20 protein-coding genes and 6 pseudogenes are annotated in these 25,472 nt (G+C 52.6%); 14 read left to right on the top strand and 12 right to left on the bottom strand.

Translation table 11 applies throughout. The features are described 5' to 3' along the window. Positions 1-422: UPF0236 family transposase-like protein (locus tag AP057_RS05315; protein WP_200910055.1), on the top strand; the 422-nt coding region annotated here is incomplete at its 5' end. 268 nt (positions 423-690) lie between these two features. Next, on the top strand, positions 691-1,299 hold the full coding sequence (locus AP057_RS05310; protein WP_049626655.1) for a DedA family protein: 609 nt from the start codon (positions 691-693) through the stop codon (positions 1,297-1,299). A gap of 62 nt (positions 1,300-1,361) precedes the next feature. Here AP057_RS05310 and AP057_RS05305 read toward each other — a convergent pair whose 3' ends face one another. The 4 genes from AP057_RS05305 to AP057_RS05290 all read right to left on the bottom strand — a co-directional run bounded on the left by AP057_RS05305 (position 1,362) and on the right by AP057_RS05290 (position 5,146). After that, positions 1,362-2,351, bottom strand: a complete 990-nt coding sequence (locus AP057_RS05305; RefSeq protein ID WP_055358228.1) for an iron ABC transporter permease — start codon at positions 2,349-2,351, stop codon at positions 1,362-1,364. After that, positions 2,348-3,355, bottom strand: coding sequence for an iron ABC transporter permease (locus AP057_RS05300; RefSeq protein ID WP_049625084.1), 1,008 nt, complete (start codon positions 3,353-3,355; stop codon positions 2,348-2,350). Before AP057_RS05300 ends, AP057_RS05305 begins: the two co-directional genes overlap by 4 nt. Before the next feature lie 67 nt (positions 3,356-3,422). Further along, on the bottom strand, positions 3,423-4,349 hold the full coding sequence (locus AP057_RS05295; RefSeq protein ID WP_049626652.1) for an iron-hydroxamate ABC transporter substrate-binding protein: 927 nt from the start codon (positions 4,347-4,349) through the stop codon (positions 3,423-3,425). Beyond that, a complete protein-coding gene (locus AP057_RS05290; protein WP_049625082.1) occupies positions 4,346-5,146 on the bottom strand; it encodes an ABC transporter ATP-binding protein in 801 nt (266 codons plus the stop codon). The genes AP057_RS05295 and AP057_RS05290 overlap by 4 nt, the downstream gene beginning before the upstream one ends. Positions 5,147-5,295: 149 nt before the next feature. Here AP057_RS05290 and AP057_RS16935 point away from each other — a divergent pair, with 149 nt between their 5' ends. Continuing rightward, entirely contained in the window at positions 5,296-5,550 is a 255-nt protein-coding gene (locus AP057_RS16935) for a hypothetical protein (RefSeq protein ID WP_049625081.1), read from the top strand. Positions 5,551-5,771: 221 nt separating this feature from the next. After that, positions 5,772-6,943: pseudogene (locus AP057_RS05280) on the top strand (ISL3 family transposase). Between the two features lie 400 nt (positions 6,944-7,343). On the opposite strand, the pseudogene AP057_RS05275 reads toward AP057_RS05280, so the two are convergent. From AP057_RS05275 to AP057_RS17790, 3 genes and pseudogenes are all read right to left on the bottom strand, one after another. After that, positions 7,344-7,613, bottom strand: a pseudogene (locus AP057_RS05275) (AAA family ATPase); the annotation flags it as partial. A gap of 2 nt (positions 7,614-7,615) precedes the next feature. Beyond that, positions 7,616-8,749, bottom strand: coding sequence for an IS4-like element IS5377 family transposase (locus tag AP057_RS05270; protein ID WP_015375695.1), 1,134 nt, complete (start codon positions 8,747-8,749; stop codon positions 7,616-7,618). Between the two features lie 104 nt (positions 8,750-8,853). Then, a pseudogene (locus AP057_RS17790) lies at positions 8,854-9,069 on the bottom strand (transposase); the annotation flags it as partial. Between AP057_RS17790 and AP057_RS17785 the strand changes: the two are divergent. From AP057_RS17785 to AP057_RS05250, 4 genes and pseudogenes are all read left to right on the top strand, one after another. Further along, positions 9,067-9,168, top strand: a pseudogene (locus AP057_RS17785) (3-ketoacyl-ACP reductase); the annotation flags it as partial. The pseudogenes AP057_RS17790 and AP057_RS17785 sit on opposite strands and share 3 nt — an antisense overlap. A 65-nt stretch (positions 9,169-9,233) precedes the next feature. Continuing rightward, complete coding sequence (locus AP057_RS05260) at positions 9,234-9,479, top strand: YueH family protein (protein WP_011230486.1); 246 nt, start codon at positions 9,234-9,236, stop codon at positions 9,477-9,479. Between the two features lie 55 nt (positions 9,480-9,534). Then, positions 9,535-10,827: an ATP-binding protein gene (locus AP057_RS05255; protein ID WP_055358226.1), complete on the top strand. Its 1,293-nt coding sequence runs from the start codon at positions 9,535-9,537 to the stop codon at positions 10,825-10,827. A gap of 319 nt (positions 10,828-11,146) precedes the next feature. Further along, positions 11,147-12,295 (top strand): cation:proton antiporter, encoded by a 1,149-nt coding sequence (locus AP057_RS05250; RefSeq protein WP_014195304.1) that lies wholly within the window; start codon positions 11,147-11,149, stop codon positions 12,293-12,295. 90 nt (positions 12,296-12,385) lie between these two features. Here the strand turns inward: AP057_RS05250 and AP057_RS18035 are convergent, their stop codons facing one another. Then, the gene (locus tag AP057_RS18035; RefSeq protein ID WP_255350130.1) at positions 12,386-12,514 is read right to left on the bottom strand and encodes a hypothetical protein; all 129 of its coding nucleotides are present in this window, start codon (positions 12,512-12,514) and stop codon (positions 12,386-12,388) included. A 26-nt stretch (positions 12,515-12,540) separates the two neighbouring features. Next, positions 12,541-13,305, bottom strand: a complete 765-nt coding sequence (locus AP057_RS05245) for an alpha/beta fold hydrolase (RefSeq protein ID WP_055358225.1) — start codon at positions 13,303-13,305, stop codon at positions 12,541-12,543. A 163-nt stretch (positions 13,306-13,468) separates the two neighbouring features. Between AP057_RS05245 and glcT the strand changes: the two genes are divergently transcribed. The 4 genes from glcT to ptsP all read left to right on the top strand — a co-directional run bounded on the left by glcT (position 13,469) and on the right by ptsP (position 18,697). Then, positions 13,469-14,326, top strand: a complete 858-nt coding sequence (gene glcT, locus AP057_RS05240; protein ID WP_055358224.1) for a glucose PTS transporter transcription antiterminator GlcT — start codon at positions 13,469-13,471, stop codon at positions 14,324-14,326. A 230-nt stretch (positions 14,327-14,556) separates the two neighbouring features. Continuing rightward, positions 14,557-16,581: a glucose-specific PTS transporter subunit IIBC gene (gene ptsG / locus AP057_RS05235; protein WP_055358223.1), complete on the top strand. Its 2,025-nt coding sequence runs from the start codon at positions 14,557-14,559 to the stop codon at positions 16,579-16,581. Positions 16,582-16,694: 113 nt separating this feature from the next. Then, positions 16,695-16,961 carry a phosphocarrier protein HPr gene (locus AP057_RS05230; protein ID WP_033017364.1) on the top strand — a complete coding sequence of 89 codons (267 nt, stop codon included), beginning with the start codon at positions 16,695-16,697 and terminating at the stop codon, positions 16,959-16,961. Then, entirely contained in the window at positions 16,961-18,697 is a 1,737-nt protein-coding gene (gene ptsP, locus AP057_RS05225; RefSeq protein ID WP_055358222.1) for a phosphoenolpyruvate--protein phosphotransferase, read from the top strand. The genes AP057_RS05230 and ptsP overlap by 1 nt, the downstream gene beginning before the upstream one ends. Positions 18,698-18,745: 48 nt before the next feature. On the opposite strand, the pseudogene yyaC reads toward ptsP, so the two are convergent. From yyaC to AP057_RS05210, 3 genes and pseudogenes are all read right to left on the bottom strand, one after another. Beyond that, a pseudogene (gene yyaC / locus AP057_RS18090) lies at positions 18,746-19,296 on the bottom strand (spore protease YyaC). Positions 19,297-19,457: 161 nt separating this feature from the next. Then, positions 19,458-19,673: pseudogene (locus AP057_RS18130) on the bottom strand (GNAT family N-acetyltransferase); the annotation flags it as partial. Further along, the gene (locus tag AP057_RS05210; protein ID WP_055358221.1) at positions 19,642-19,842 is read right to left on the bottom strand and encodes a YbxH family protein; all 201 of its coding nucleotides are present in this window, start codon (positions 19,840-19,842) and stop codon (positions 19,642-19,644) included. The pseudogene AP057_RS18130 and the gene AP057_RS05210, both read right to left, overlap by 32 nt. A 191-nt stretch (positions 19,843-20,033) precedes the next feature. Between AP057_RS05210 and AP057_RS05205 the strand changes: the two genes are divergently transcribed. Together AP057_RS05205 and AP057_RS05200 are read left to right on the top strand one after the other, a co-directional pair. After that, a complete protein-coding gene (locus AP057_RS05205) occupies positions 20,034-22,010 on the top strand; it encodes a methyl-accepting chemotaxis protein (protein ID WP_055358220.1) in 1,977 nt (658 codons plus the stop codon). Positions 22,011-22,602: 592 nt separating this feature from the next. Continuing rightward, positions 22,603-25,455: a 2-oxoglutarate dehydrogenase E1 component gene (locus tag AP057_RS05200; protein ID WP_055358219.1), complete on the top strand. Its 2,853-nt coding sequence runs from the start codon at positions 22,603-22,605 to the stop codon at positions 25,453-25,455. Positions 25,456-25,472: the final 17 nt, after the last annotated feature.

Genomic DNA, 25,472 nt, shown 5'->3' with positions numbered 1-25,472 from the left:
TGATCCGTCGGATCGAGTCGATGCCGGGATGCATCCGGGACTATCGGGAGTGGCTGTCGGAGCAAGGGGTGGAGACGACCGGCATGCGTCCGATGGGCCACGCCGAGAGCGTGATGAGCCGGTTTGCGCATCGGGTGAAATCCCGCCGCAGCTGGAAAGACCAAGGGCTTCGGGCGTTTCTGAGGGCGATGGCAGCCCGAATCGACGGGATTTGGCGGAGAAATGGGCAGTTGGTGGAGGAAGAAGAGACCCGAACGGCAGCCTCGGCCTCGACGAAGTCCAAGCGGGTTGAACAGGCCAAACGGAAGGCAGGACGGTTGTGGGCAGATGTGGTGCGTCAGAATCTACCGTGTCTGCAGCGGTCATCCGGGACGCCGATCCATCAAGCGTTGTCGGCGCTTCGGGATTTTGGTTGGGTGTAAAAAAATGGAATACAATATCATCACTTCAAGATGAGGGATGAGAGTCCGAAAGCGCTTACGATATCAATTCCTGAAAATGGTTCGCTAACTAGTGATTGACAACGCCCGTAGTGAACCGAAAAAATGTTCTCCACAAAGTCTTGACTGACTCGGGCGCCTTTTTGTTTTGCGGGGAATGGCGGTTTTCTGTTAAGATAGGGAAAGGATTGCATTGACGCTGCATAAACATCCTACATAAGCGAAGGACGAGTGAATGGAGGAAGAACGCGTGCAGGCTTGGATCACTGATTTTATGGAGCAATTCGGATATATCGGTATTTTTTTGATGATCGCGCTTGAAAATATTTTCCCGCCGATTCCGTCGGAAGTCATTTTGCCGTTTGGCGGGTTCATGACGACGTACACGTCTTTGACGGTGCCAGGCGTCATTGTGGCAGCGACAGCGGGATCGATCGTTGGGGCGATCGTGCTGTATGGGATCGGCCGGCTGTTGTCCGTTGAGCGGCTTGAGCGGATCGTTGACCGCTGGGGCGGATGGCTACGGGTGAAGCCGGAAGATATTGCCAAGGCGAACCGGACGTTTCATCGCTACGGGGTGTGGGCCGTTTTTTTCGGACGCATGATTCCGCTTGTACGCAGCTTGATTTCCATTCCAGCGGGCATGGCGAAGATGAATATCGGGCTGTTTGTCTGGCTGTCGGTATTGGGGACGCTCATTTGGAATGCGATTTTAATCTCCGTCGGCGCGGCGCTCGGCCAGTCGTGGGGAAAAGTATCCGATGTGATTGGCGCGTACGCTGATGTTGTCTATATCATCATCGCGATTGTCATTGTGGTTGCGGTTGTCCGCTTTTGGAAAAGACGCCGGGTTTTATGAACCGGCGTCTTTGTTTGGCTGGTGTCATCGCTCGAACCCGTTCTCATAACGGGCAGCGGATGTCAACGCTTTAACAACAAGTAAATGAAATACGGCGCGCCGATCAAGGAGACGATGACGCCGGCGGGAAGCGGCTCGGCGAGAACGTTGCGCCCGATCGTGTCAGCTGCAAGCAGCAGCCAGCCGCCAATGAGCATGGAGGCCGGAATGACCCGCTCATGGCGTGGGCCAACGATCGACTTGGCGATATGCGGCGCCATTAAGCCGATAAAGGAGATGCCCCCGGTTACAGAGACGGCGGCGGCCGCGACAGCAATAGCTGTTGTCATAAGCACGAGCCGCTCGCGGCGGACGTGGACGCCGACCCCGATCGAAACAGGGTCGCCTAAGTGCAAAATATTGAGATGCTTCGCCCGATATAGCGCCACCAGTGTGCCCGCAGCCAACCACGGCAGCACGGCCCAAATAAACGGCCAATCATCGCCCCAAATGTTGCCGGAAAGCCAGCGGGCGATAAAATCGACTTTTGTCCGGTCGGCGGCGGAAATGAGGACGATCATCAGCCCAGATAGCGCCATCGACATGCCGACGCCGGTTAAGATAAACGGCACCGGCTGCAGCCCGGTTGTTTTCTTGTAGGAGACGGCATAGATGGCAACTGCTGTCAGAATCGCCCCGGTGAAGGCAACGAGCGGCAAGGCGTAAAGAAATGTTCCGGCCTCAATCGGAAAAAACAAAAAGAACAAGGCGATGCCCGCGCCTGCGCCGGCGTTGATCCCAAGCACGCCCGGGTCGGCGAGGTCATTGCGCGTGAGGCCTTGCAATACGGCCCCGGATAAGGCGAGCGCCATGCCGGCCAACAAGGTGATGAAAAGGCGCGGCAGGCGAAGGGAAAACAAAATGAATTCCTCTTCCATCGAACCGTAGTCCAATAGTGTCGGGACGATGCGGTTATATGAGAGCGGCGCATCGCCGGTGCTTAAGGCGACGGCCGCTGTTGCGGCAATGAGCAACGCAAGCACGGCAAAGAGCGAAAAACTTTTTTTTCTCATGAAAAGCCCCTCCCTTGTTTCCGCACGACGAAGAGGAAAAACGGCAAGCCGATGACGGCGATGATGGCGGCCACCGGCGTTTCAAACGGGGCATTGACCGTGCGCGCCGCCGTGTCGGCCAGCACCATGGCGCTGGCGCCGACAGTCGCTGACAGCGGGATGACAAACCGGTAGTCGGCGCCGGCTATTGCCCTCACGAGGTGAGGAACCATTAAGCCGATAAAGGTGATATTGCCGGCGATGGCGACCGACGCTCCTGTTAATAAAAACACAGCGAAAAACAGCCATGTTTTGACGGTCGTTGTTTTTTGTCCAACGCCAACCGCGACGTCTTCACTCAAACTAAGGATCGTCAGCTGCCGTGAATACCATGCGGCAATAGCGAGCCCGGTCGTGATGAGCGGGATGACGATCGACAATTGTTTCCATGAAGCTCCGGCCACCCCGCCTGACATCCACATCGAGACGTCTTTGGAAATGTGGAAATACAGTCCGATTCCTTCGGCGATGGCGAATAAAAGCGTCGAAACCGCCGAGCCGGCCAAGACGATGCGAAGCGGTGAAAACCCTCCTTTGCGGGCGGCGCCGATGCCAAAGACGGCCCCTGCCCCGGCGGCCGCACCAAGCAAACAGGCGACCGTGATCAAAAGATAATGGGCGGAAGGGAAAAAGGCCATTGTCATGGCCAACGCTGCGTTTGCGCCGGCGGTGAGGCCAAGGAGACCGGGGTCGGCAAGCGGATTGCGCGTCATCCCCTGCATGATCGCTCCGGCGACGGCAAGGCCGGCGCCGACAAAGGCGGCCGCTGTTTCGCGCGGCAGACGGAGCTCGCGAATGAGATCAAGCTGTTTGCTTTGTTGATCGGAAAACAACGCCCGCCATACGTCGCTCCATGTCGTATCGGCGACGCCGACTCGCATCGAGCCAAACCAAACGGCGACAAGCAGGCCAAGCGACAGAAAAAACATATAGCGAAACGGCCAACGCCGGCGGTCTGCGTCCATTGGTGACTCCCCCTTTGACACAAAGAAGGACGGGACATTCACTGCCCATGAACGCCCCGTCTCGTCGTTATTGGCCTAAAAAATGCTTTTTAAAGAAATCGAGCTGATAGTCTAACGTAATCGGGTCGTTGAAATAAAATGCCTTCGCATCGGCGACAAACATATGGCCGTTTTTGACAGCAGGGATGTTTTTGAACGAGTTCGTTTCCATAAACGATGTGTCGCCGTCGTCGTTTTTGCTTAAGATGAGATAATCGCCGACAAACTGCGGGAGCGCCTCAAGGGAAACGGCATAGTAGCCCGGTTTGAGCGCCTGTTCTTCTACAGCTTTTGGCATTTTCAGCTTCATTTCTTGATACAAAATCTCAGTGCCGCGCGCCCAGTTGTTGCCGAACACATACAGCTGCTTATCAAAGTTTTCGACTACAGTGACGGTCGCGTTTTCGCCAATTTTGGCCCGGATTTCTTCCCCGGCTTGTTGCGCCCGTTGTTTGAAATCGTCGATCCACGCTTTCGCTTCTTTTTCTTTATTCAACAGTTTCCCGATTTCCAAAAACTGTGTCAAATAATCGACTTTGCCGTATGTAAAGGTGACGGTCGGCGCGATTTTGCTTAATTTGTGGACGTTTTTCGTATTGGATAATCCGATGATTAAGTCCGGTTTTAACGCCATAATTTTTTCAATGTCTTCATCGGTCACGACTTCGGCATCTTTCAGTTTTTCTTGAAAAAGCGGGCTCATTTTCGACCACGAATCCACGCCAACAACGGGGACGTCCAAGGCCAGCACATGTCCGGCAAACGTCGATAAGACGACGACGCGCTTCGGATTAGCCGGCACTTCCACCGGTCCGTTTTCCGATTGGTATGTAATCGTTTCCGTCTTTTTTTCTTTTGGTGAAGCGCTGTTGTTCTTTTGATCGTCCGCCGCGTTGCCGCATGCGCTTAGCACAAGCGCGAACATCAGCAACAATGCAAGCCATGTTTTCCTCATGATGAATAAGCCTCCTTGAGCAATTGATAAGTGAAGCAAATTGGTTTGTTCGTCCGCGGGTCGCGGCCGATGTCGGCGTCGATGCCGAACACGTCGCGGAGCACTTCGCGACAGATAACGTCTTCGCTCCGCCCGGACTTGATGATGGCTCCTGCTTTCATAGCGATGATATAGTCGGCAAAGCGGGCCGCCTGGTTGATGTCATGAAGCACCATGACGATCGTCCGCCCTTCTTCTTGGTTCAGCCGCTCAAGCAGCTCGAGCACCTCAAGCTGATGGGCGATGTCCAAATACGTCGTCGGTTCATCCAAAAAGATGATGTCGGTCTCTTGGGCGAGCGCCATGGCGATCCAGACGCGCTGCCGCTGCCCGCCCGAGAGCGCATCGACCGGCCGGTGCTTTAAGTCGGCCGTTTTGGTGACGTCAAGCGCCCAGTCAATCGCTTCATAATCCCGCTTTGTCAGCCGTCCGAATCCTTTTTGATACGGAAAGCGGCCGTACGAGACGAGCTCAGCGACCGTTAATCCGCTTGTCGCTTCCGGCGTCTGCGGCAAAATGGCCATTTTTTTCGCCAGCTCTTTCGTCGGTTGCTGGGAAATGGCTTGGCCGTCTAAAATGACCGCGCCCGATTGTGGGGAAATGATGCGCGTCAACGTCTTGAGCAGCGTCGACTTGCCGCACCCGTTCGGCCCGATAATGGCAGTGATTTGCCGATCGGGAATGCGGACGGACAATCGTTCAAAAATCGTCCGGTCGTCATAGCGGACGGTGAGCTCCTCGGCATATAAGCGAACCATGCGGCCACCTCCTTTTGGACTAAGAAAATGAAAATCACTATCATTAACAATCTTTATTATAACGAAATTCTTAAAAAAGACAATGAATTTTCTCATCGAAAAAACAAGTTTTATGATGGAAAAAAGAAGGAGAACAGGATGGACAAGGTATGCGGCCGCCACAGCCACTTCCGGTCCATGCGCGCCTTGAGGAGGTCGCGTTTGGCGGCAGTCTGCTCCGCGCCGTTGTTGATGAGAGCGGCCGCCTGGCCGGTCTATTGACAAAAGAGCAGTATTTGGCGGCGCAGGCAAAGGCGTCCCGCCTTCGCTTAAAACAGCCAGAAGCTATGTTCAACCTCACATTTCGCACCCTCTCGACGAAAATCGGGAGGATTTTTTCGTTCCGATGTCGAATGAATCCTTGACACACAAGGAACGTAAAGGAGTTTTTCTCTTATGAACGTTCAAGTCAAAAAGGTCTATCGCAATTCTTATTTGAACCCGTGGTGCTATATAGATGCAATTTGGCTCTTCACCACAAGTTGTACTTGAGATTTTAAGATAGGTATGCATAGGGAAAATAGAGGATACAAAAAATGCGAATTTTCCTGTATGGGGGTGTCCAAACCATTGGAGGAAAATTCGCATGTACGCTCAGTTTATCAAAGAACTCATCGATTTACCAGATGTTTTGATTCAAAAGGTGCGAAAAGAAGAAGAACGTTGGATTTCCGAACTTTCTCTTCCCGAACAATGCCCGTTATGTCCTGTTTGCTTGAAACGCACGATCAACATGACAGGAAAAAAGAAGCAATGGATGCATGGGTATGCTCAACGGATCGGCATCTTTTGGGTGGAACTCCCTGTGGAGCGTAGACGTTGTTGTACATGTGGCATGACATTCAGCACGTCTTATCCCGGAATTTCCCCTCGAAGTGCAGCGACGGATGCGTTTCAGCAATGGGTGGCGCAATCTTGCATCGGAACATCCATTCAGGCGGTGGCTCGTATGCTCAAGCTTCCGTACACGACCGTTGAACGCTGGTTTTATACCCATGCCCCTTCCTATCGAATGACATCCAACCAAAGGCAGTTTGTGTCGATGAGTTTGCGTTTCGAAAAGGACAGGATTACGGAGTGGAAGTCATGGATGCCGAAACGGGAGAAGTGTATGCCGTTGAAGCAGGAAAGAACGAGGAAGCCATTGGACGTGTGTTGGCTCCTGTGTCTGGTTCTGTTCAGTATGTCGTGAGTGATTTGGCTCCAGCGATGAAAAAAGCCATTCAAGGGGGGTGTCTGGAAGCGAAGCATGTGGTCGATTATTTTCATGTGATTCAATTGTTTACGGAAGCGTTGGATCGATGCCGCCAATCCTTCGGAAAAGGGAACAAGAAACACGGGCATGTTCGGTATGTTTGCCGCTGATTGACCCAGTGTCCCGAGAAACTCACCGAGGAGGAGCGCCAAACGGTGCGAAAGTGGCAGAAAGAGAGCGATTCTTTGCAGGCTGCCTATCAATCCCTTCAACATTTTCGTTATGTATCCAAAAGCCAAAGCGAGCGACAAGCGAAACGTCGTTTGAACGCCTGGGTTCATCGGTATTTGTTTTGTCCTTGTTCTGCTGTTCGCGCCATCGCAAAATCACTCGTCAAACGAACAGACGAAATCATATCGTGCATTTTATCCCCTTATTCAAATGGGAAAATGGAGGGAACAAATAACAAGATCAAGCTGATGAAACGTGGGGGATACGGATACAGAAATATCCAGCGTTTTGCATGGCGGGTCCGGCTAGAAACAGCTAACATACTTTCATGACAGGTACAAGTACAACTTTTGGTGATGAACCTGCAATTTGAAGATTTACCATTTGCAGCCTTTATCGACTGTCAGGCGACCGAACAACGCCGCTTCACAGACCCATATATGGGTCTGTGAAGCAGGTGGTTGTTCGGTCTTCCGTCACGCCTTGGCGTGACGGGGCAAGCCTATGGCTTGCCTTCGACAGTCGAAAATGGACAAACCGCTTTTCCGTCAAGGATATGTTAAACTTCTTCGTTGCATCTATATAATACCAAATTTGTTCTCAGGTGCTTTGGTATTAGTTTGCGAATAATGCGGCTATAATAGTTATCTCTTACTACCGCTTCGCCAGATTGGAAGTCAGTCCCTCTTTCCCATTTCAACAAAAAATTTATCCTTTTCCCTATGGTAGGAATTACTTCACTTTTTCAAGTTTAAAGTGGTTGATTCTGTAAACTTCATCACAAAGAATATCAATATCCTCTTGATTATGGCTGGTAAGCAAAATAGTTCTCCCTTCTTGCTTGAATTTTCGGAGTAAATTGCGGATATTTTCAACGCTTTCAGCATCCAAAGCATTAAATGGTTCATCTAAAATAAGTGTTTGTTGATCTTCCATAATGGCTTGAGCAAGGGCAAGCTTTTGTTTCATTCCAAGCGAGTAATGTTTTACCTCACGAGTGTTGATTATCCAAAATTATACATACGCCTTCCATAAATTTGGGCATACTCAAACAAAGCAGCGGCCATCCCGGATTTCCAATCGAGAGGAAGCTGCCCAGAGAAAAAACGGCGAACGAACGAAATGAAGGAAAGAGAGACGTTCGTCTGTTTTTTGGTTTGATCATACAGCCATCGCAGCAACACATACGCGATGAACGCCGCAAACAGTTGGTTGTATACCGCATTTTCCGTCGTGCCAAACAAGGTCGGGACATTCAGATATTGCTTCACCCAACGGAAAAAGACCTCAACAGTCCAACGTTGTTGGTACATGTCGGCAATGGTTTCCGCAGACGCATGGAAGAGGTTCGTCACGACCCGAATGTCGCGGCCATTCGCATCTCGAAAGATCACTACCCGGTGACGCTTGGTGGAGCGGCATTGTTTCGTCCCCAACTGGCACGTGAAGTCGGCTTGAACCGATGAGGATGTGCTGGAAAGGCGTTTCAAGCTTTTTTTCTGATGAAGTTCGATGTTGTCCTTCATTCGAATGACAAAGAGCTGATGCTGCTCCACAAATCGATCGAGGCGTTCGATTTTGAAATACGCCCGGTCTTCCACGAGCACTTGTTGAGCGTTCGTCAACTGTTCTCCCACCGGGCCATCATGACGCAGTCCGATGGTTTCCACCACGTCTGCCGGCAGCGAGGATTCCGGCGAATACGCGACGTGCAGCTTCACTCCGGCGCGTTCGCCGTGATATGGCGCCCATGGCAGGCGGTTTTTCCCGACCGTGACGGTCGTCGAATCCACCACCCGAAGCGGTTTGGGAAACCGAAGCGAGCGGCGGGTTTGGCGGTTGCACTTGGAAATGATCAACGCCAACAAGCGTTTCATGATGTCATAGGGAACTTCTTTCGCTTTCTTGGATACTGTGGAATAATGGAATCGCGGCAATCCATACAGAGGCCCCACATCGGCTCCGTGGCGAAAGCTTTTCCATTGATGCATGGCGGCCAGCAGGAAGAAGTGAATCAACTCGCGCAACGTAAAGGTTCGAGACGAATCACGATACCCAACCGCTTCGGCAATCAGTTGAATCTCTTCATCCGAAACAAGTTTTTGCATCAAATTCGGGAGTGTGGTATGCTTGTTCATAGAGAGCACCTCCTGGGTTTGTTTGTGTCGTTACTCACATTCTACAGGAAAGGTGCTCTTTTTTCTATACCCTTTGGATTTTATTGGATAATCAACACGCCTGCAATCTGCTTAATCTTTTTGTCCAGTAACACAGGCGGAATCGTTATCGTGATAGGCTTGTGAGTCTTTTTAAATAGGCGAGAATACGGTATCGTGAATTTGTTGCCGTCTATACGAATCTGGCCAATGATCAGTGAATGAAAGCCATCTTTTTTAAGATATTTTGGAATACTGATAGCCTTGTGGTCATATTTTCCTTGTTTGGCAAGACTGATCAAACTTGTCTGTATTTATGCGATGAGAAAAACGATTTTATCACCGGGGTAAATTTGGTCATCGACGGGGGAATGACCAGGAAAATGATTTATATTGAGTAGGGAGCGGGCGTTTGTTAAAATAAACAAAATGGAGACGGTTTCAAAGGAAAAGGTGGGACGGAAAAATGAAAATCCGCAAAACGCCGGTGATGGACGGACAAGCTCCGGCTAATGTCTACATTTACGAAAATCGAAAAGAAGAATATATCGTGATTGCCATTCCGGCGCTTGAGTGGTCATTTTCGTTCGCCTATGAGGAAGAGGCGGAGGCGGTGGCCGAGCGGCTTGAGGCATCGCTAAAAAAGCGGCTTGACCATGAGCGCGCCGCCCTCTTGGCCGTGCGGTTGCTCGGCTGGGCGCGGGAAATGTAGCCTAGAGGGCGACCGTGGCTGCCGCGACTTTGCGTGTTAGGGGTTCGATGACAACGTGGTCAACAAAACAAAAGTAATCGCAGTATATATCATAGGCAGCATTTTATGGATTGCCGCCACCGACACCCTGCTCAATATGCTGTCGATCAGCCGCGATGTATATATGGCGCTTGGCGCCGCCAAAGGGGCCGTGTTTATTTTGCTCTCGGCCATTTTTTTGTACCAGCTGTTAAAAAAGCGCGAGCAGCTGGAAAAGACCGAGGAAAATGAACAGCAGCTGCTTACGCTCATCAATTCGATGCCAGATTTCGTTTGCTTTAAAGACAGCGAGGGGCGATGGCTGCGCGTCAACGATTTTGGCCGGCGGCTGTACCGCCTCGAACAGATCGATTATATCGGGAAGACGGACCGCGAGCTTGGCGAGCTTGTGCCGTTTTTTAAAGAAGCGTTTGCGCAGTGCATTGCATCAGACCGCGAGGCGTGGGAGAGCGGAAAGGTGACGCGCCGCGAGGAGTCGTTTGCGACGCCGGATGGGGAAGTGAAGACGTTTGACGTCATTAAAGTGCCGCTCTTTGACGAAAACGGAGCGCGCAAAGGGTTGTTGACGATCGGCCGCGACATTACCCAGCAAAAGCTTGCCGAGGAGCTGCTCTTGAAAAAAGAAAAGCTGTCCGTCCTTGGCGAGCTGGCCGCCGGCATTGCCCATGAAATCCGCAATCCGCTCACCTCCATGAAAGGATTTATTCAGATGATGCAAGAAACGCGCGAAGTGAATGATCATTATATGCGCATTATGTTAAGTGAACTCGGCCGCATCAACCAAATTGTCAGCGAGCTGCTGGTGCTCGCCAAGCCGCAAAGCCACGATTATCGGCCGTTTTTGCTAGACGAGGCCATTTCGTATGTCATCAGCTTGATTGGCCATGAGGCGACGTTGAACAACGTTTCCATTTCCGTCCATAACACCGCTCCGAAAGCTTGTGTGTACGGCGATCAAAACCAAATTGTTCAAGTGTTGTTGAACGTTATGAAAAATGCCGTCGAAGCGATGCCTGATGGAGGAATTTTATACGTCCACGTTGCGGAAGGGGACGGGAAGATCTATGTCGATGTTGCCGACACCGGCGTCGGCATTTCGAAAGAGCGGCTGCAGAAAATCGGTGAACCGTTTTTCACTTTGAAAGAAAAAGGAATGGGGCTCGGGCTGACGACAAGCATGAAAATCGTTCAAGAACATAAAGGAACGATGCGGATCGAAAGCGAGGTTGGGAAGGGAACGACTGTTCATTTGACGTTTCCGTCCGGCGGCGTCAAAGCCGCAAACGGCCGGCAAAATGCGCTGTCATAACAACAGGCGTCCACGCAGAGCGAGGATGTCTGTTTTTTTTTGGCTAACGTCTCAATCGATGGCTGATAGACAGTCGAGTTGCACGGCGGGCAGAGGCCGATGCTTTGCCGATCACCATAGGCAATGTCGGCACATAGCGGTTTGGAACATGAAACGCTTCTTTGTTTGCCGGCTTGGCCCGGCGCGGCGTCGATAGCGGTAAGACAACTAAGGGAGATGTTTCGTTTTGGCCTGAATTCGGGAAATGATAAAAGTGAAACCTTCCACGCATGATAAACGTAATTCGAAAAAGAGACTTAAAGCGAAGGAGTGTGAAGGGATGTTGATTGCCCAACTGGCGGTCATTTTGTTCGCCGCCAAACTTGCCGGTGATGCGGCCGTGCGCCTTGGCCAGCCCGCCGTGCTCGGCAAGCTGCTCATCGGCATTGTGCTTGGCCCGAGCGTGTTCGGTGTGATCGAGGATACGGATCTTTTGCAGGAGTTAAGTCAAATCGGCGTCATTTTGCTTATGTTTATCGCCGGCCTTGAGACGGATATGGACCAGTTTCGGCGCACTGGAAAAGCTGCTGTGGCGGTCGGAGTGCTTGGCATTCTCGTTCCGCTGCTCGCCGGGTATGCGGCCGGCGCAGCGTTCGGCATGGAAACCGGCACGGCTCTTTTCCTCGGACTTTTGCTGTCCGCAACGAGCGTCAGCATTTCCGTGCAGGCGCTCAAAGAGATGGGACAGCTGCAATCGAAGGAAGGATCAGCGATTCTTGGCGCGGCAGTCATCGACGACGTGCTGGTCGTCATTGCCTTGGCGTTTTTATTAAGCCTAACTGGCGGCGATGTCGAGCTTGGTGCGGTCGTGCTGAAAAAAGCTGTTTTTTTTGCCGTCGCCATTTTGCTCGCTTGGAAAGCCATCCCGCTCGTATTAAAGTGGTTTGCCCCGTTGCGTGTGACAGAGGCGGTTGTCTCGGCCGGGCTGGTCATCTGTTTTGCCTTTGCCTATTTTGCTGAGGCGATGGGGGTGGCGGCGATCATCGGCGCCTATATGGCCGGGCTTGGCGCGAGTTTTACGGACTATCGGGAAGAAGTATTTGAGAAAGTGGAAACGATCGCCTATTCTTTGTTTGTCCCTGTCTTTTTTACCTCCATCGGGGTTGCGGCCGACTTTTCCGGCATCGTCGAGCATTGGCCGCTGATTGTCGGTTGGAGTGCGCTCGCGATTTTGACAAAGCTTGTCGGCGCCGCGCTGGGGGCAAAATGGGCCGGATTTTCGTGGGGAAGCTCGCTGGCGGTCGGCGCTGGCATGGTGTCGCGCGGTGAGGTGGCGCTCATCATCGCCGGCATCGGCTTGGAAGCCGGCCTGCTTGATGGGAACATGTTTGCGGTCATGATCATCGTCGTATTGGTAACGACTGTTGTGACGCCGCCGTTATTGAAGATGATTTTCAGCCGTCTTCATCCGGTGCGCCGGACGGCCTAGTCGCCGTCGAAGTGGGCAGCCGGGCCGATGGCCGGCGCTATAGCGGCAAAACAGCGGGGCTGTCCCCAAAAAAGGGCAGCCTCGCTGTCGCTATGAGCGGTTTTTTTTCGCTTGCTTGGCGGTGTCAACGCTGTCTTTGGCCATTTCCGCCTCTGTTTTCGAGACGGTCGGGTTGGCCACTTCTTGGCTTACTTTGTTTTGTCTCCCTTTTTTCGACATGCTTCCCCCTCCTTTCTTCCCATCGGTCACCGCCGGCCGTACATGCGCAAAATGCCATTTAACTCCTCGCTATGTTTGGTCGGAATTTGATGGCAGGCCTGGTCGATCAACACAACACCAGCATGCGGCACATAGCGGCGAAATATGGTGATATAGAAATGAATGTAACGGTCGCGCGCTCCGTAAATGAGCGACACCGGCAGGCGCAGGGAGGAGAGCTGCTCCGTGCAGCGGTAGACGAGCCCAGCCCGATACGCGGCCTCTAAATCCCGCTTGTTGGCCATCTGGGCGTACCGCCTCAACAGCCGCCGCTCGCGCTGGTTTGTTCCGTGCCCGAGGGCGAGCGCCAAGGAGAGCAGTGGGATGGCTCTGAGTTTGGCGGCGGAAATGCCAAGCCAAAACTCACCCCACAGCAGCGGGGTACACACTTCAGGAAATCCGCTAATCAAAATAAGTTGCTTTACATGCTGTGGATAGCGAAGGGCGAAATCAAGTGCGACCGACCCGCCGCTGGAGTAGCCGCAAATGATCGCGCGCCCGATGCCGAGGGAGCGAAGCAACACCGAGACGTCATCGGCGAGCAGCGGCACCGTAATCGGTCCATCCGACGGACTGCTTCGCCCGTTGCCGCGCATGTCGTATAAAATGAGGCGAAAATCGCGGGCAAGCGGCTTTTGGCGGCAAAAAACGACATGCCCCATCCCAGGGGGATGGATGAACAATAGCGGTGTTCCGTTCCCTTTTTCTTCATAATAGAGACGGACGCGGCTGTTGATGGAAATGTATGGCATGCGAATTCCCCCTTCATGGCATCGCCCCCTATAGTATGGAAAGAAGAACAGCCTCCCATCCAAAAAACCTCCATCTTTTTTTCATTGAGAAGGACGGCTTTCCGATTTATAATTAGTCACGTGGATGAACGGCGGACAGGCGGCACGGAAAGGAGGGGGCCCGATGGAGCAGTCGTTCCGTGTGGAAAAGGCGCTCAATAACAACGTTTTAATCGCTTTCCACTCCCAGTATGGCGAAGTCGTCCTGCTCGGCAAGGGGATCGGCTTCGGCAAAAAAAAGGGGGATGAAATTGCGGAAAGTGCCGTGGAAAAATGTTTCGTCCTCAAAAACGAACGCGAACAAGAGCAATACAAAAAGCTGCTTCCGGAATTGAGCGAAGAATTCATCGCCCTCATGAGCGAGGTGGTTCAACATATTCAGCAACGCGTGGGCGCACAGCTCGACGAGCACATCCATGTGGCGCTGACGGACCATATCGCCTTTACATTAAAGCGGCTTGAGCAAGGATTGGACGTCAAAAACCCGTTTTTGGCTGAGACGAAAAGCTTGTATCCGTTGGAATATGAAATTGCCCATGAAGTGGCCCGCACGATTGAACAAAAGCTCGGAGTCTCCCTGCCTGAAGGGGAGACAGGCTTTATTGCTCTTCATATTCATAGCGCGATTTCGAAACAAAGCGTGTCGGAAGCGAATCGATATTCCCAGCTCATTGCTGACCTTGTCAAGATCGTCGAGCAACAGCTTGGCGTTGACATCGACCGCGAGAGCGTTCATTATTTGCGTTTCGTCCGCCATTTGCGCTATGCGATTGAGCGGATGAAAAAAGGCGAAAAAGTCGAAGAACCAAAAAATTTGTCGAAAATCTTGAAGGAAGCGTATCCATTGTGCTATAATCTAGCATGGAAGTTGGTTAAGGTCATGCAGCAAACGCTTCATCTGCCGGCGGACGATGCCGAGGCGGTCTATTTGACGTTGCATTTGCAACGGCTGGCGGAGAAAAAGAACAATACAACTGCATAGGTTGTCTCGCTTTACGTGTTACTGACTCGATCAGGCATGAGTAAAGAGGGCAAATAAGGCGGCAACAGCTGCGAATGTATGTGCGCTGTTGTAAGCGTTCTTTTTGCCTTTCTTTAGTCATGCTTTTTTATTGCGCCGATGCCCCTCGGAAGCGTCCGCTCCATTTTCGATACATGAATCCGCTGTTTGCTGCAAAACTTAAGAAAAGAAACCTAAAGGAGGTTATGAAGATGAAGCGAGCGTTTGGCACGCTGCAAAAAGTCGGGAAAGCGCTCATGTTGCCGGTGGCGATTTTGCCGGCGGCCGGGATTTTGCTGGCGTTTGGCAATGCGTTGAAAAACCCGGCGCTCACGGATAAAATTCCCGCATTAAAAGCCGATTGGGTCGTGCTCATCTCCAACGTGATGGAGCAAGCGGGCGGCATCGTCTTCTCCAACTTGTCGCTCTTGTTTGCGGTCGGCGTAGCGATCGGCCTTGCCGGCGGGGACGGAGTCGCAGGCTTGGCGGCGATCATCGGCTACTTGATTATGAACGTGACGATGAGCGTCATCTTAGGTGTAACGGCCGATATGGTCGGCGCTGACCCGTCGTATGCCAACATTCTCGGCATCCCGACGCTGCAAACCGGCGTCTTTGGCGGGATTATCGTCGGGATTTTGGCCGCGTACATGTACAACAAATACTTCAATATCGAACTGCCTCAATATCTCGGCTTTTTTGCCGGCAAGCGGTTCGTGCCGATCGTGACGGCGGCGTCTGCGGTCGTGCTCGGCATTATCATGACATTCATCTGGCCGCCGATTCAGCACGGGCTCAATGCGTTTTCGCACAATATGATCGAGGCGAACAAAACGTTGGCCGCCTTTATTTTCGGCGTCATCGAACGGGCGTTGATTCCGTTTGGCTTGCATCATATTTTCTATGCACCGTTTTGGTTTGAATTTGGCGAATACGTCAATAAAGCCGGGCAAGTGGTCCATGGCGACCAAAAAATCTTTTTCGAGCAGCTGAAAGACGGCGTGGAACTGACGGCCGGCACGTTCATGACCGGGAAGTTTCCGTTTATGATGTTCGGCCTTCCAGCAGCGGCGCTTGCGATTTACCATGAAGCGCGGCCGGAAAACAAAAAAGTTGTGGCCGGCATTATGGGATCGGCTGCGTTGACATCGTTTTTGACCGGGATTACCGAACCGATCGAATTTTCGTTCTTGTTTGTCGCCCCGGCGCTGTTTGCCATTCACTGCGTTTTTGCCGGCTTGTCGTTTATGATCATGCACTTGTTGAACGTCAAAATCGGGATGACCTTCTCCGGCGGGGTCATTGACTTCTTGCTGTTTGGCGTTCTGCCAAACCGGACGGCATGGTGGCTTGTCATTCCGGTCGGCTTGGTGTTTGCCGTGATTTATTATTTCGGATTCCGCTTTGCGATCCGCAAATGGGATTTGGCGACGCCAGGCCGGGAAAAAACGGTCGAGGAAGCACCGAAAGCCGAGGCGGCCGCTGCTGGCGACCTGCCGTATAAAGTGCTCGCTGCTCTTGGCGGAAAGGAAAACATCGAACATTTGGACGCCTGCATTACACGTTTGCGCGTGTCGGTCCATGACATTAGCCAAGTCGATAAAGACCGCCTGAAGGCGCTTGGCGCTGCCGGGGTGCTGGAAGTCGGCAACAACGTGCAAGCGATTTTCGGTCCGAAATCGGATATGTTAAAAGGGCAAATTCAAGACATCATGCAAGGAAAAGCGCCGGCCCGTGCGGCGGAAGAAGAAAAGCCGAAAACAGCGGCTTCGGAAGCCGCGGAGTCCGAAACGATCGCTTCGCCGATGTCCGGAGAAATCGTTCCGCTCGCTGAAGTGCCGGACCAAGTGTTTTCGCAAAAAATGATGGGCGATGGGTTCGCAGTCATGCCGACGGACGGCACGGTCGTCTCTCCGGTTGATGGGAAGATCATCAACGTCTTTCCGACGAAGCACGCCATTGGCATTCAGTCGGCCGGCGGGCATGAAATGTTGATCCACGTCGGCATCGATACGGTGAAGCTGAACGGCCAAGGGTTTGAAGCGCTTGTGAAGGAAGGCGACGAAGTGAAAAAAGGACAGCCGATTTTGCGCGTCGACCTTGATTATGTCAAACAGAACGCCCCATCGATCGTCACACCGGTGATTTTCACGAATCTCCAAGCCGGCGAAACGGTTCACGTCAACAAGCAAGGCTCAGTTGCTCGAGGAGAAGACGCTGTTGTGACGATCCGCTAAGCTGCTTATTCGCCGCGGGGCGGGGACAAGCATTTTCCGTTGCCATCCCGCCCCTGCATTTGATATGATGGCAAAGGAAAAATTAAAAATTGAAAAAAAGGGGAATGGTGAACATGGCAGAAAAAACGTTTAAAGTCGTTTCGGATTCCGGCATCCACGCTCGTCCGGCGACGATTTTGGTGCAAACGGCGAGCAAATTCAACAGCGAAATCCAGCTTGAGTACAACGGCAAAACAGTGAACTTAAAATCGATCATGGGCGTCATGTCGTTAGGCATTCCGAAAGGGGCAACGATCAAAATCACGGCAGAAGGGGACGATGCGGCGGAAGCAATGGCGGCGTTAACGGATACGTTGGCGAAAGAAGGCCTTGCAGAATAATGGGAAACGCAATCCGCGAAAAAACGATCCATGGGATTGCTGCATCGAGCGGTATTGCCATCGCGAAGGCATACCGCTTAGAAACCCCTGATTTGGCAGCCGAAAAACGGGCTGTTGCCGATGTTGAAGCGGAAGTAGCGCGGCTTGAGGCGGCGGTGGCGAAAGCGAAAGAAGAGCTGGAAGCCATCAAGCAGCATGCCTTGGAAAAGCTTGGCGAAGACAAAGCGGCCATTTTTGCCGCCCACTTGCTTGTGCTTGACGACCCAGAATTGTTGAACCCGATTAAAGAAAAAATCCAAACGGAGCGCGTCAATGCCGAGTACGCTCTCGATGAAACCGCCTCGTTTTTCATCTCGATGTTCGAGGCGATGGACAATGAATATATGAAAGAACGGGCCGCCGACATCCGCGATGTGACAAAGCGCGTCCTCGCCCATCTGCTCGGTGTCACGATCTCGAACCCGAGCCTCATTTCTGAGGAAGTCGTTATTATCGCGGAAGACTTGACGCCATCTGATACGGCGCAGCTGAACCGCCAATATGTGAAAGGATTTGCCACCGACATCGGCGGGCGGACGTCGCATTCAGCAATTATGGCCCGTTCGCTCGAAATCCCTGCCGTCGTCGGCACGAAGACGGTGACGGCGGAAGTAAAAAACGGCGACATCGTCATTGTCGATGGGCTCGACGGCCAAGTAATCATCAATCCATCGCCGGAGTTGCTCGCCCAATATGAACAAAAACGGGCCCGCTACGAGGCGCAAAAGGCAGAATGGGCGAAACTCGTTCACGAGTCGACCGTGACGGCTGACGGCATTCATGTCGAGCTGGCTGCCAACATCGGCACGCCAGACGATGTGAAAGGAGCGTTGGCGAACGGAGCGGAAGGAATCGGATTGTATCGCACAGAATTTCTATACATGGGACGCTCGGAACTGCCGACGGAAGACGAACAGTTTGTGGCTTACAAAACGGTGCTGGAACAAATGAATGGCAAGCCGGTCGTTGTGCGGACGCTTGACATTGGCGGCGACAAAGAGCTGCCGTATTTGCAGCTGCCGAAAGAAATGAATCCGTTCTTAGGGTTCCGGGCGATCCGCCTTTGCCTTGAGATGCAAGACATGTTCCGCACGCAGCTGCGCGCCTTGCTGCGGGCGAGCGTGCACGGCAATTTGAAAATCATGTTCCCGATGATTGCGACGCTCGATGAATTCCGCCAAGCGAAAGCCATTTTGCTTGAAGAAAAAGAGGCGCTCCTCCGCCAAGGGGTTGCCGTTGCGGATGGAATTGAAGTCGGCATGATGGTGGAAATCCCGGCAGCTGCCGTCATGGCGGACCAGTTTGCGAAAGAAGTCGATTTCTTCAGCATTGGAACGAACGACCTGATCCAATATACGATGGCGGCCGATCGGATGAATGAGCGGGTTGCGTATTTGTACCAGCCGTACAACCCGGCGATTTTGCGGCTCATCAGCCACGTGATCGATGCCGCCCATCGCGAAGGAAAATGGGTCGGGATGTGCGGGGAAATGGCCGGCGACCCGATCGCGATTCCGATTTTGCTTGCTCTTGGCCTTGATGAGTTCAGCATGAGCGCCACCTCGATTTTGCCGGCGCGCGCTCAGTTGAAACAATTGGCGAAAGAAGAGGCGGCTCGCATCAAAGAGACGGTGTTGTCGCTCGGCACGGCTGAGGAAGTCGTGTCGTTTGTCAAACGAACATTTTCACTTGCCTGAATGAAAGCGTGGCGACGTTTACGTTCGCCGCGCTTTTTTCGTTTTGCGTTATGCCAACAGCGGCGTCGACGATTCATAGCCATACCGCTGCCGGACCGTAAGCGAAAGGCCGATAGCGATAACTTTCGCCATTTGGTAAACTATGTGCAAATTCGTATACGGAAGCGCGCTTACATCGGCCGTGTCCTCCATCATGACTCCCATGACGCTGATGTCTCCGACCGGTGGCAGCGATTTGCCGAGCGCCGTGCCAGGGGAAAGGGCGCCAGGGCGGATGGCGATCGTATGGACAAACGGCTGCGGCCCGACAATGCTGTCGATTGCCACCACATACGCTCCGCGCTCGTGTTGCAGCCGCTCGGAAACACGATGAATGTTCGTTGCATCGACAGGCTTCCTAAGTTACCGATGACGGTCAAATGATCCGGATAAGCGTTTTCCAGCAGCGTGCCGACGAACGGCCCTAAGCTGTCGCCGTTGATGCGGCTGCTGCCGATGCAAACGACGGTCAAACGGGAAATGTGCGCTGGCAGCAGGGAAAACAATTCATTGCGAATAAGCAAAGGAGCAAGCGGATCACTATACAAAATCGATTTCATCGGCCGCGATTCTTTTCCGTCGGTCGTTCTCCTTTTCTTAGTTCGCGGCCGATGCGGGTGATTCCTTTTTTTCGTTTCTGTCAATTGTGTCCTTGTTTTTGCTTGAACGGATTGCGCCATTCCATTAACACGGCATGGTTGAGCGATTCTTCGTCTTCTAAACTTTCTTGCTGCACGCGGATGAGATCAGCAAAGTCGTCTGTCGTATAGTTGCGGATGACCGCTTCGCGCGGGGTGTTGCCGTCAAAGACGTATAAATGTTTATCGTACATGCTGATCCCCCTTGCTTTTTTACCCTCATCATAACGGAAAACGTGAAAAAATGGCAAGAAAAGCCTCCGACAACTAACAGCGGCCGGAGGTTTTTTGCTCGACATACTCGCTCACAAGCGCATCGATTTGCTGTTCATCGGGCTTTTCGCCGCAAAATGCAAACTCAATTTCCTCAATCAATTCACCGTCGCGATAAACGTGCAGCGCCCCTTTTTGCAGCAAGACGCTGTATTCGATCTCAAATATATAGCCCTCATGTTCAATCGCGCCCATTGTGGTTCACCTGCCTACGTTTAATGTCCCACAGGCGCGGCTCTCTATGTATGAATAAGAAGCTCATCCTATAGACGCAGGACGATTGTCCTTTTATAATTATAATGGACGTGGTTCGACAAAGATTGTCCTTTTATAATTATAATGGACGTGGTTCGACAAAAAGAGGAAACAGAGGGGAGAAATAGAGAGTGTTCCGGACATTGCGCAGCAAATTGATCGTCTTGATGGCTTTATTGTTAGTGATTTCATTGGCAGCAACACAACTCGTTGGGGTTGTGCAAATGCGGAAGATGGTGGATGCTGACGTGAAACAGCGGGCGCAGACGGCGCTTGACGGACTGCTCGGCGATATTCGCGACAGTTTTCAAAGTGAGGAGAATAGCTTAGTGCAATTCAGTGAATCGCCGTTGGCTTTGCAAATGATTCAAGATGAAAAAATGTGGCTGCAGCTTGAGAAACAGTTCCGCACGTTTTTGCGCCTGCATGAGAATGTGCAATTCATCTATATTGGCACCGAGCAGAAGAAAATGTATATATCGCCGATGACAGAGCTCCCGGACGGATACGATCCGACGAGCCGCCCGTGGTATAAAGCGGCGATGAAGCGGCCGGATGAAGTGGTGTGGACCGAACCGTACGTCGATGCGATTACCGGCAAGCACGTTGTGACGTTGGCCAAAGCGGTGAGCGAAAACGGCCGCATTGCTGCGGTCATCGGCATCGATATGACGCTCGATGCGGTGACAAGAATCGTCAATGCGAGCGACGTCGGCTATAACGGCTATCCGGTGCTGTTTGACGCGAAGGGGACGGCGGTTGTCCACCCACAATACAAGGGGAAAAACATGGCGAAAAACGCGACGGTCCGCTACATGCTCGAGCATGAAAAAGGAATGCACGAATATGAGCAAGACGGCGAACGGCGGGTGATTTACTTCACTACGATTCCAAAGCTTGGCTGGAAAGTCGGCGCTGTCTATAGAGAAAGCGATTTATCCGCGATGAGCCGCTCGCTCGGAGCAACCATGCTTGTCATTACGGTGATTGCGTTTATCATCGCTTTGGTCGTCGTTTATTTCTTAGCGCGCTCAATCACCAAGCCGATTGTGGCGCTGCAAGAGCAAGTCGAAAAGGCGGCGGGCGGCGACTTGACGGTGCACGCGCGCATCACTGCCAAAGATGAGATTGGCCGCCTCGCCCGCCATTTTAACGAGATGATCGATCATATGCGCGCGCTGATCGGCGAAGTGAACCGATCGGTCAACGAGCTGGCCGCCTCGGCTGATCATTTAAGCGCCGTCTCAGAGGAAACGATGGCGACAAGCGAACAAGTGGCCAAAGCGATCAGCGAAATCGCCAAAGGAACGACCGATCAAGCAGGAAGCCTTGATACGATCAATGAGCGGACAACAGCGCTGTCGCAGCAAATCGAAGCGGTTGCGAATGCGACGGCTGGCATGGAGTCGCTGTCCGATGAAACGAAAACCGCGAGCTACGACGGCTTGGAGCATTTAAACATTTTGCAGAAAAAATCGGAGGAAGCGAAAAATGAACTCGAGTCTGTAGAAAATGTCATTAGCGACCTTGTGAAAAAGATGGATGAAATTGACGGTGTCATTCAAACGATCACGGCTATTTCCGGACAGACGAATTTGCTGGCGTTAAACGCCAGCATCGAGGCGGCGCGGGCTGGCGAGCATGGGAAAGGGTTTGCCGTTGTCGCTGATGAAGTGCGCAAGCTGGCCGAACAATCCGCGAAAGCGACGGAGATGATCCGCGCGACGATCGCCGCCATCCAGCAGCAAGCCGGGCTGGTGATGGAGGCGGTCCGCCGCTCCAAGCAGGCGTACGACGAACAGCGGGAAGCGGTGCACACGACCGGCGATTCATTTGTCAAAATCACTGGCATGATGGAGCAAGTGGCTGATGCGCTTGCTGGGATTATGGAGGAAGCAAAGCGGATGAACGCGAGCAAAGACGATGTCGTCGGGGCGATGCAAAACATCGCCGCCATCGCCCAACAAGCAGCGGCAGCGGCGGAAGAAGTGGCTGCTTCGGCTGATGATCAGTTGCAGGCGCTTTCGACGGTGACCGAATCGGCGGAGGCGTTAAGCGAAATGAGCCGGCAGTTGAAACAACTGGTTGAGAAGTTTAAGATTTCATAAAAAATAGAAGGCGTCCTAGCGGCAACGGGGCGCCTTTTTTATCATCTCTAGCCGAGAAGGCTCCCATTTCCGCGTGCGTAAGTGGGGGATGAAGCATCAGGATGTTCCCTAACGCCGCCCAAAAAAAGAAGGATTTCGCTTGCTGTCTTCGTAAGACAACGGAACCGTGGGACACACGAGGATGGCTTGGCTGGCAAGCCTGTCGTGGAGCGGTTGTTCCAAAGAATCTCCCACCGCTAAACGTTTGCGCAGGCAAGAGGCGTTCAATCATTTTCGAATAGGAGACTTTCACTTTCGCTTTGTACAGGGTGCAGTCCAAAATAAGCGGGAGATGAATGTCGGTCGGCGTTTACTTAAAATCATGAATGTCCCGCCGTCGTGCAGTCACGATCTTTTTTTGTATTCATACAATAGTGAAATTTTTTCAGCTTCTTCGTCGATTTTAGTGGGCGATAGTGCTAAAATAAACATTGAAAACGTTTATACTTTTATTTTGCTGTACGTTTGGGGATGCTGGCAGCGAAATGAGGACTTTCATGCATAGCTGTTTCCAGCCCGAACGATGCGAAAACAAGGTGGAGGTTTTTTCAAGATGGCAAAACAGACGAACTACGCTCAACCGTGGAGCCAGTTTTACGGGCCGAACCTCGGTTATGTCATCGACATGTATGAACAGTACCTCGATGACCCTAACAGCATCGACCCGGAACTGAAACAATTGTTCGAACAGTGGGGGGCGCCGGTTTTGGAAGAACCGGTTTCTTCTGCGGATGACGAGGCGGCCAAAACGCATCAAACGTTCCGGCTGCCGGAGACGCCGACGATTTTCAGCAAGCTTGTCGCTGCCGTCAAGCTGGCGGACAGCATTCGCCATTACGGCCATCTGGCTGCTGATACGAATCCACTTGTCAAAAAGGAGAAAAAGCTGTGCCGCTTGGAGCTTGACGAATACGATTTAACGGAAGAGGATTTAAAGCGCATTCCGGTCGCGTTTCTTTGTCCCCACGCTCCGGCGCATGTCAAAAACGGCTGGGACGCCATCTTGCATTTGCGCAAAATTTACACGGACAAAATCGCGTTTGAATTCTCGCAAGTACATAATCTAGAAGAAAGGAACTGGCTCATCCAGCAAATTGAGTCCGGAGCGTACTATCCGAGCCTGGCGAACAAAGAGCGGGTTGCTTTGTTGCGCCGCCTGACGGAAGTGGAAGGGTTTGAAAAGTTCATCCACCGGACGTATGTCGGGCAAAAACGGTTTTCGATCGAAGGGCTTGATTCCATGGTGCCGCTTTTGGATGAGCTCGTCCGCCAAGCGATCGAACATGAAATCGACGCCGTCAACATCGGCATGGCGCACCGCGGCCGGCTGAATGTGCTTGCCCATGTGCTCGGCAAGCCGTACGAAATGATTTTCGCCGAGTTTCAGCATGCAGAGAGCAAAAACTTTATTCCATCTGAAGGAGCGGTGGCCATCACCTACGGCTGGACGGGCGACGTGAAATACCATTTGGGGGCGGCGCGCCGCCTTCGCAATAAAAGCGTGCATACGATGCGGATTACGCTCGCTAACAACCCAAGCCATCTCGAAGTGGTCAATCCGGTTGTGCTTGGCTACACGCGCGCCGCGCAAGAAGATCGGACAAAACCAGGCGTGCCGGTGCAAAATACTGATGCGTCGTTTGCCATCTTGATTCACGGCGATGCCGCGTTCCCGGGACAAGGGATCGTCGCGGAAACGCTCAACTTAAGCCAGCTGCGCGGCTATACGACCGGCGGGACGATCCATATCATCGCCAACAACATGATTGGCTTTACGACGGAGAGTTACGATTCACGCTCGACGACGTATGCTTCCGATATGGCGAAAGGGTTTGAGGTGCCGATTGTGCACGTCAATGCCGACGACCCGGAGGCTTGTTTGGCGGCCGCATGCTTGGCGTTTGCCTACCGCCAGCGGTTTAAAAAAGACTTTGTCATTGACCTAATCGGTTACCGCCGTTTCGGTCATAATGAAATGGATGAGCCGATGGCGACGAACCCGACGATGTACGCGATCATCAACCAACATCCGACCGTACGCCGGCTGTATGCGCAAAAATTGATGGAAAAAGGGATCATCACCGAGCGGGAAGTCGACGAAATGGAGCAAGAGGTGGCGGAACGGCTGAAAATCGCCTACGAGCGGGTGCCGAAAAACGAAGACGAGCTTGATTTCATCATGGATCCGCCCAAACCGGTCGTCGATCGGCTGCCGGAAGTGAAAACAAGCGTGGCGAAAGACGTGCTCCATCGGGTGAACGAAGAATTGTTGCAGTTTCCGGACGGATTCAACGTCTTTAACAAGCTTGAGCGCATTTTAAAACGGCGAAGCGGCGTGTTTGCGCAAAACGGCAAAGTCGATTGGGCGCACGCGGAAATTTTGGCGTTCGCCACGATTTTGCAAGACGGCGTGCCGATCCGCTTGACCGGGCAAGATTCGCAGCGCGGCACGTTTGCGCAGCGCCATTTGGTGCTCCATGACGTGAAAACCGGTAAAGAGTATGTGCCGCTTCACCACATCAGCGGCGCCAAAGCGTCGTTTGTCGTGTACAACAGCCCGCTGACGGAAGCCGCCGTGCTCGGCTATGAATACGGATACAACGTTTACGCGCCGGAGACGCTCGTGCTTTGGGAAGCGCAATTTGGCGACTTCGCCAACATGGCGCAAGTGATGTTTGATCAATTCATTTCATCCGGCCGGGCGAAATGGGGGCAAAAATCCGGGCTTGTCATGCTCTTGCCGCACGGCTACGAAGGGCAAGGCCCTGAACATTCAAGCGGCCGCGTCGAGCGCTTTTTGCAGCTGGCGGCGGAAAACAACTGGACGGTTGCCAACTTATCGACGGCCGCGCAATATTTCCATATTTTGCGGCGGCAGGCGGCGCTGTTGACAAGAGAAGAAGTGCGTCCGCTCATCATTATGACGCCAAAAAGCTTGCTCCGCCATCCGCTGGCGGCGTCGGATGCGGAAGCGTTCGTTGACGGCGCGTTCTCGCCGGTGCTCGAACAGCCGGGATTGGGCGCTGACGCTGGCAAAGTGGAACGCATCGTGTTTGGCACCGGAAAATTGATGATCGATTTGGCGGAACAAATCGGCAAAATGGAAGGTCTTGACTGGCTGCATATCGTGCGCATTGAAGAGCTGTATCCGTTCCCGGAAGAAGCGGTGAAAGACATCATCGCCCGCTATCCGAACGTCAAAGAGCTCGTCTGGGTGCAAGAAGAACCGAAAAACATGGGGGCATGGCTGTATATGGAACCGCGTCTGCGGGCGTTGGCTCCAGAGGGTGTCGATGTCAGCTACATTGGGCGGCGCCGGCGGGCCAGCCCGGCGGAAGGCGATCCGGTCGTCCACCGAAAAGAGCAAGAGCGCATCATCCGCTGTGCATTGACGAAGCATGAATGATGACTACGGAACATTTG

This window comes from Geobacillus sp. Sah69 (genome assembly GCF_001414205.1).
Classification (GTDB): domain Bacteria; phylum Bacillota; class Bacilli; order Bacillales; family Anoxybacillaceae; genus Geobacillus; species Geobacillus stearothermophilus.
Note: the sequence above shows the minus strand (reverse complement) of the source record. Positions and strands in the feature narration are given on the sequence as shown.

What these genes read in the sequence shown, in the direction of transcription:
- AP057_RS05305 (WP_055358228.1), bottom strand. Translation starts at nt 2,351, where the DNA reads ATGAGAAAAAAAAGTTTTTCGCTCTTTGCCGTGCTTGCGTTGCTCATT.
- ptsP (WP_055358222.1), top strand. Translation starts at nt 16,961, where the DNA reads ATGGGAAACGCAATCCGCGAAAAAACGATCCATGGGATTGCTGCATCG.
- AP057_RS05295 (WP_049626652.1), bottom strand. Translation starts at nt 4,349, where the DNA reads ATGAGGAAAACATGGCTTGCATTGTTGCTGATGTTCGCGCTTGTGCTA.
- AP057_RS05260 (WP_011230486.1), top strand. Translation starts at nt 9,234, where the DNA reads ATGAAAATCCGCAAAACGCCGGTGATGGACGGACAAGCTCCGGCTAAT.
- AP057_RS05300 (WP_049625084.1), bottom strand. Translation starts at nt 3,355, where the DNA reads ATGGACGCAGACCGCCGGCGTTGGCCGTTTCGCTATATGTTTTTTCTG.
- AP057_RS05210 (WP_055358221.1), bottom strand. Translation starts at nt 19,842, where the DNA reads ATGGGCGCGATTGAACATGAGGGCTATATATTTGAGATCGAATACAGC.
- ptsG (WP_055358223.1), top strand. Translation starts at nt 14,557, where the DNA reads ATGAAGCGAGCGTTTGGCACGCTGCAAAAAGTCGGGAAAGCGCTCATG.
- AP057_RS05290 (WP_049625082.1), bottom strand. Translation starts at nt 5,146, where the DNA reads ATGGTTCGCTTATATGCCGAGGAGCTCACCGTCCGCTATGACGACCGG.
- AP057_RS05230 (WP_033017364.1), top strand. Translation starts at nt 16,695, where the DNA reads ATGGCAGAAAAAACGTTTAAAGTCGTTTCGGATTCCGGCATCCACGCT.
- glcT (WP_055358224.1), top strand. Translation starts at nt 13,469, where the DNA reads ATGGAGCAGTCGTTCCGTGTGGAAAAGGCGCTCAATAACAACGTTTTA.
- AP057_RS18035 (WP_255350130.1), bottom strand. Translation starts at nt 12,514, where the DNA reads ATGTCGAAAAAAGGGAGACAAAACAAAGTAAGCCAAGAAGTGGCCAAC.
- AP057_RS16935 (WP_049625081.1), top strand. Translation starts at nt 5,296, where the DNA reads ATGCGGCCGCCACAGCCACTTCCGGTCCATGCGCGCCTTGAGGAGGTC.
- AP057_RS05270 (WP_015375695.1), bottom strand. Translation starts at nt 8,749, where the DNA reads ATGAACAAGCATACCACACTCCCGAATTTGATGCAAAAACTTGTTTCG.
- AP057_RS05250 (WP_014195304.1), top strand. Translation starts at nt 11,147, where the DNA reads ATGTTGATTGCCCAACTGGCGGTCATTTTGTTCGCCGCCAAACTTGCC.
- AP057_RS05200 (WP_055358219.1), top strand. Translation starts at nt 22,603, where the DNA reads ATGGCAAAACAGACGAACTACGCTCAACCGTGGAGCCAGTTTTACGGG.
- AP057_RS05245 (WP_055358225.1), bottom strand. Translation starts at nt 13,305, where the DNA reads ATGCCATACATTTCCATCAACAGCCGCGTCCGTCTCTATTATGAAGAA.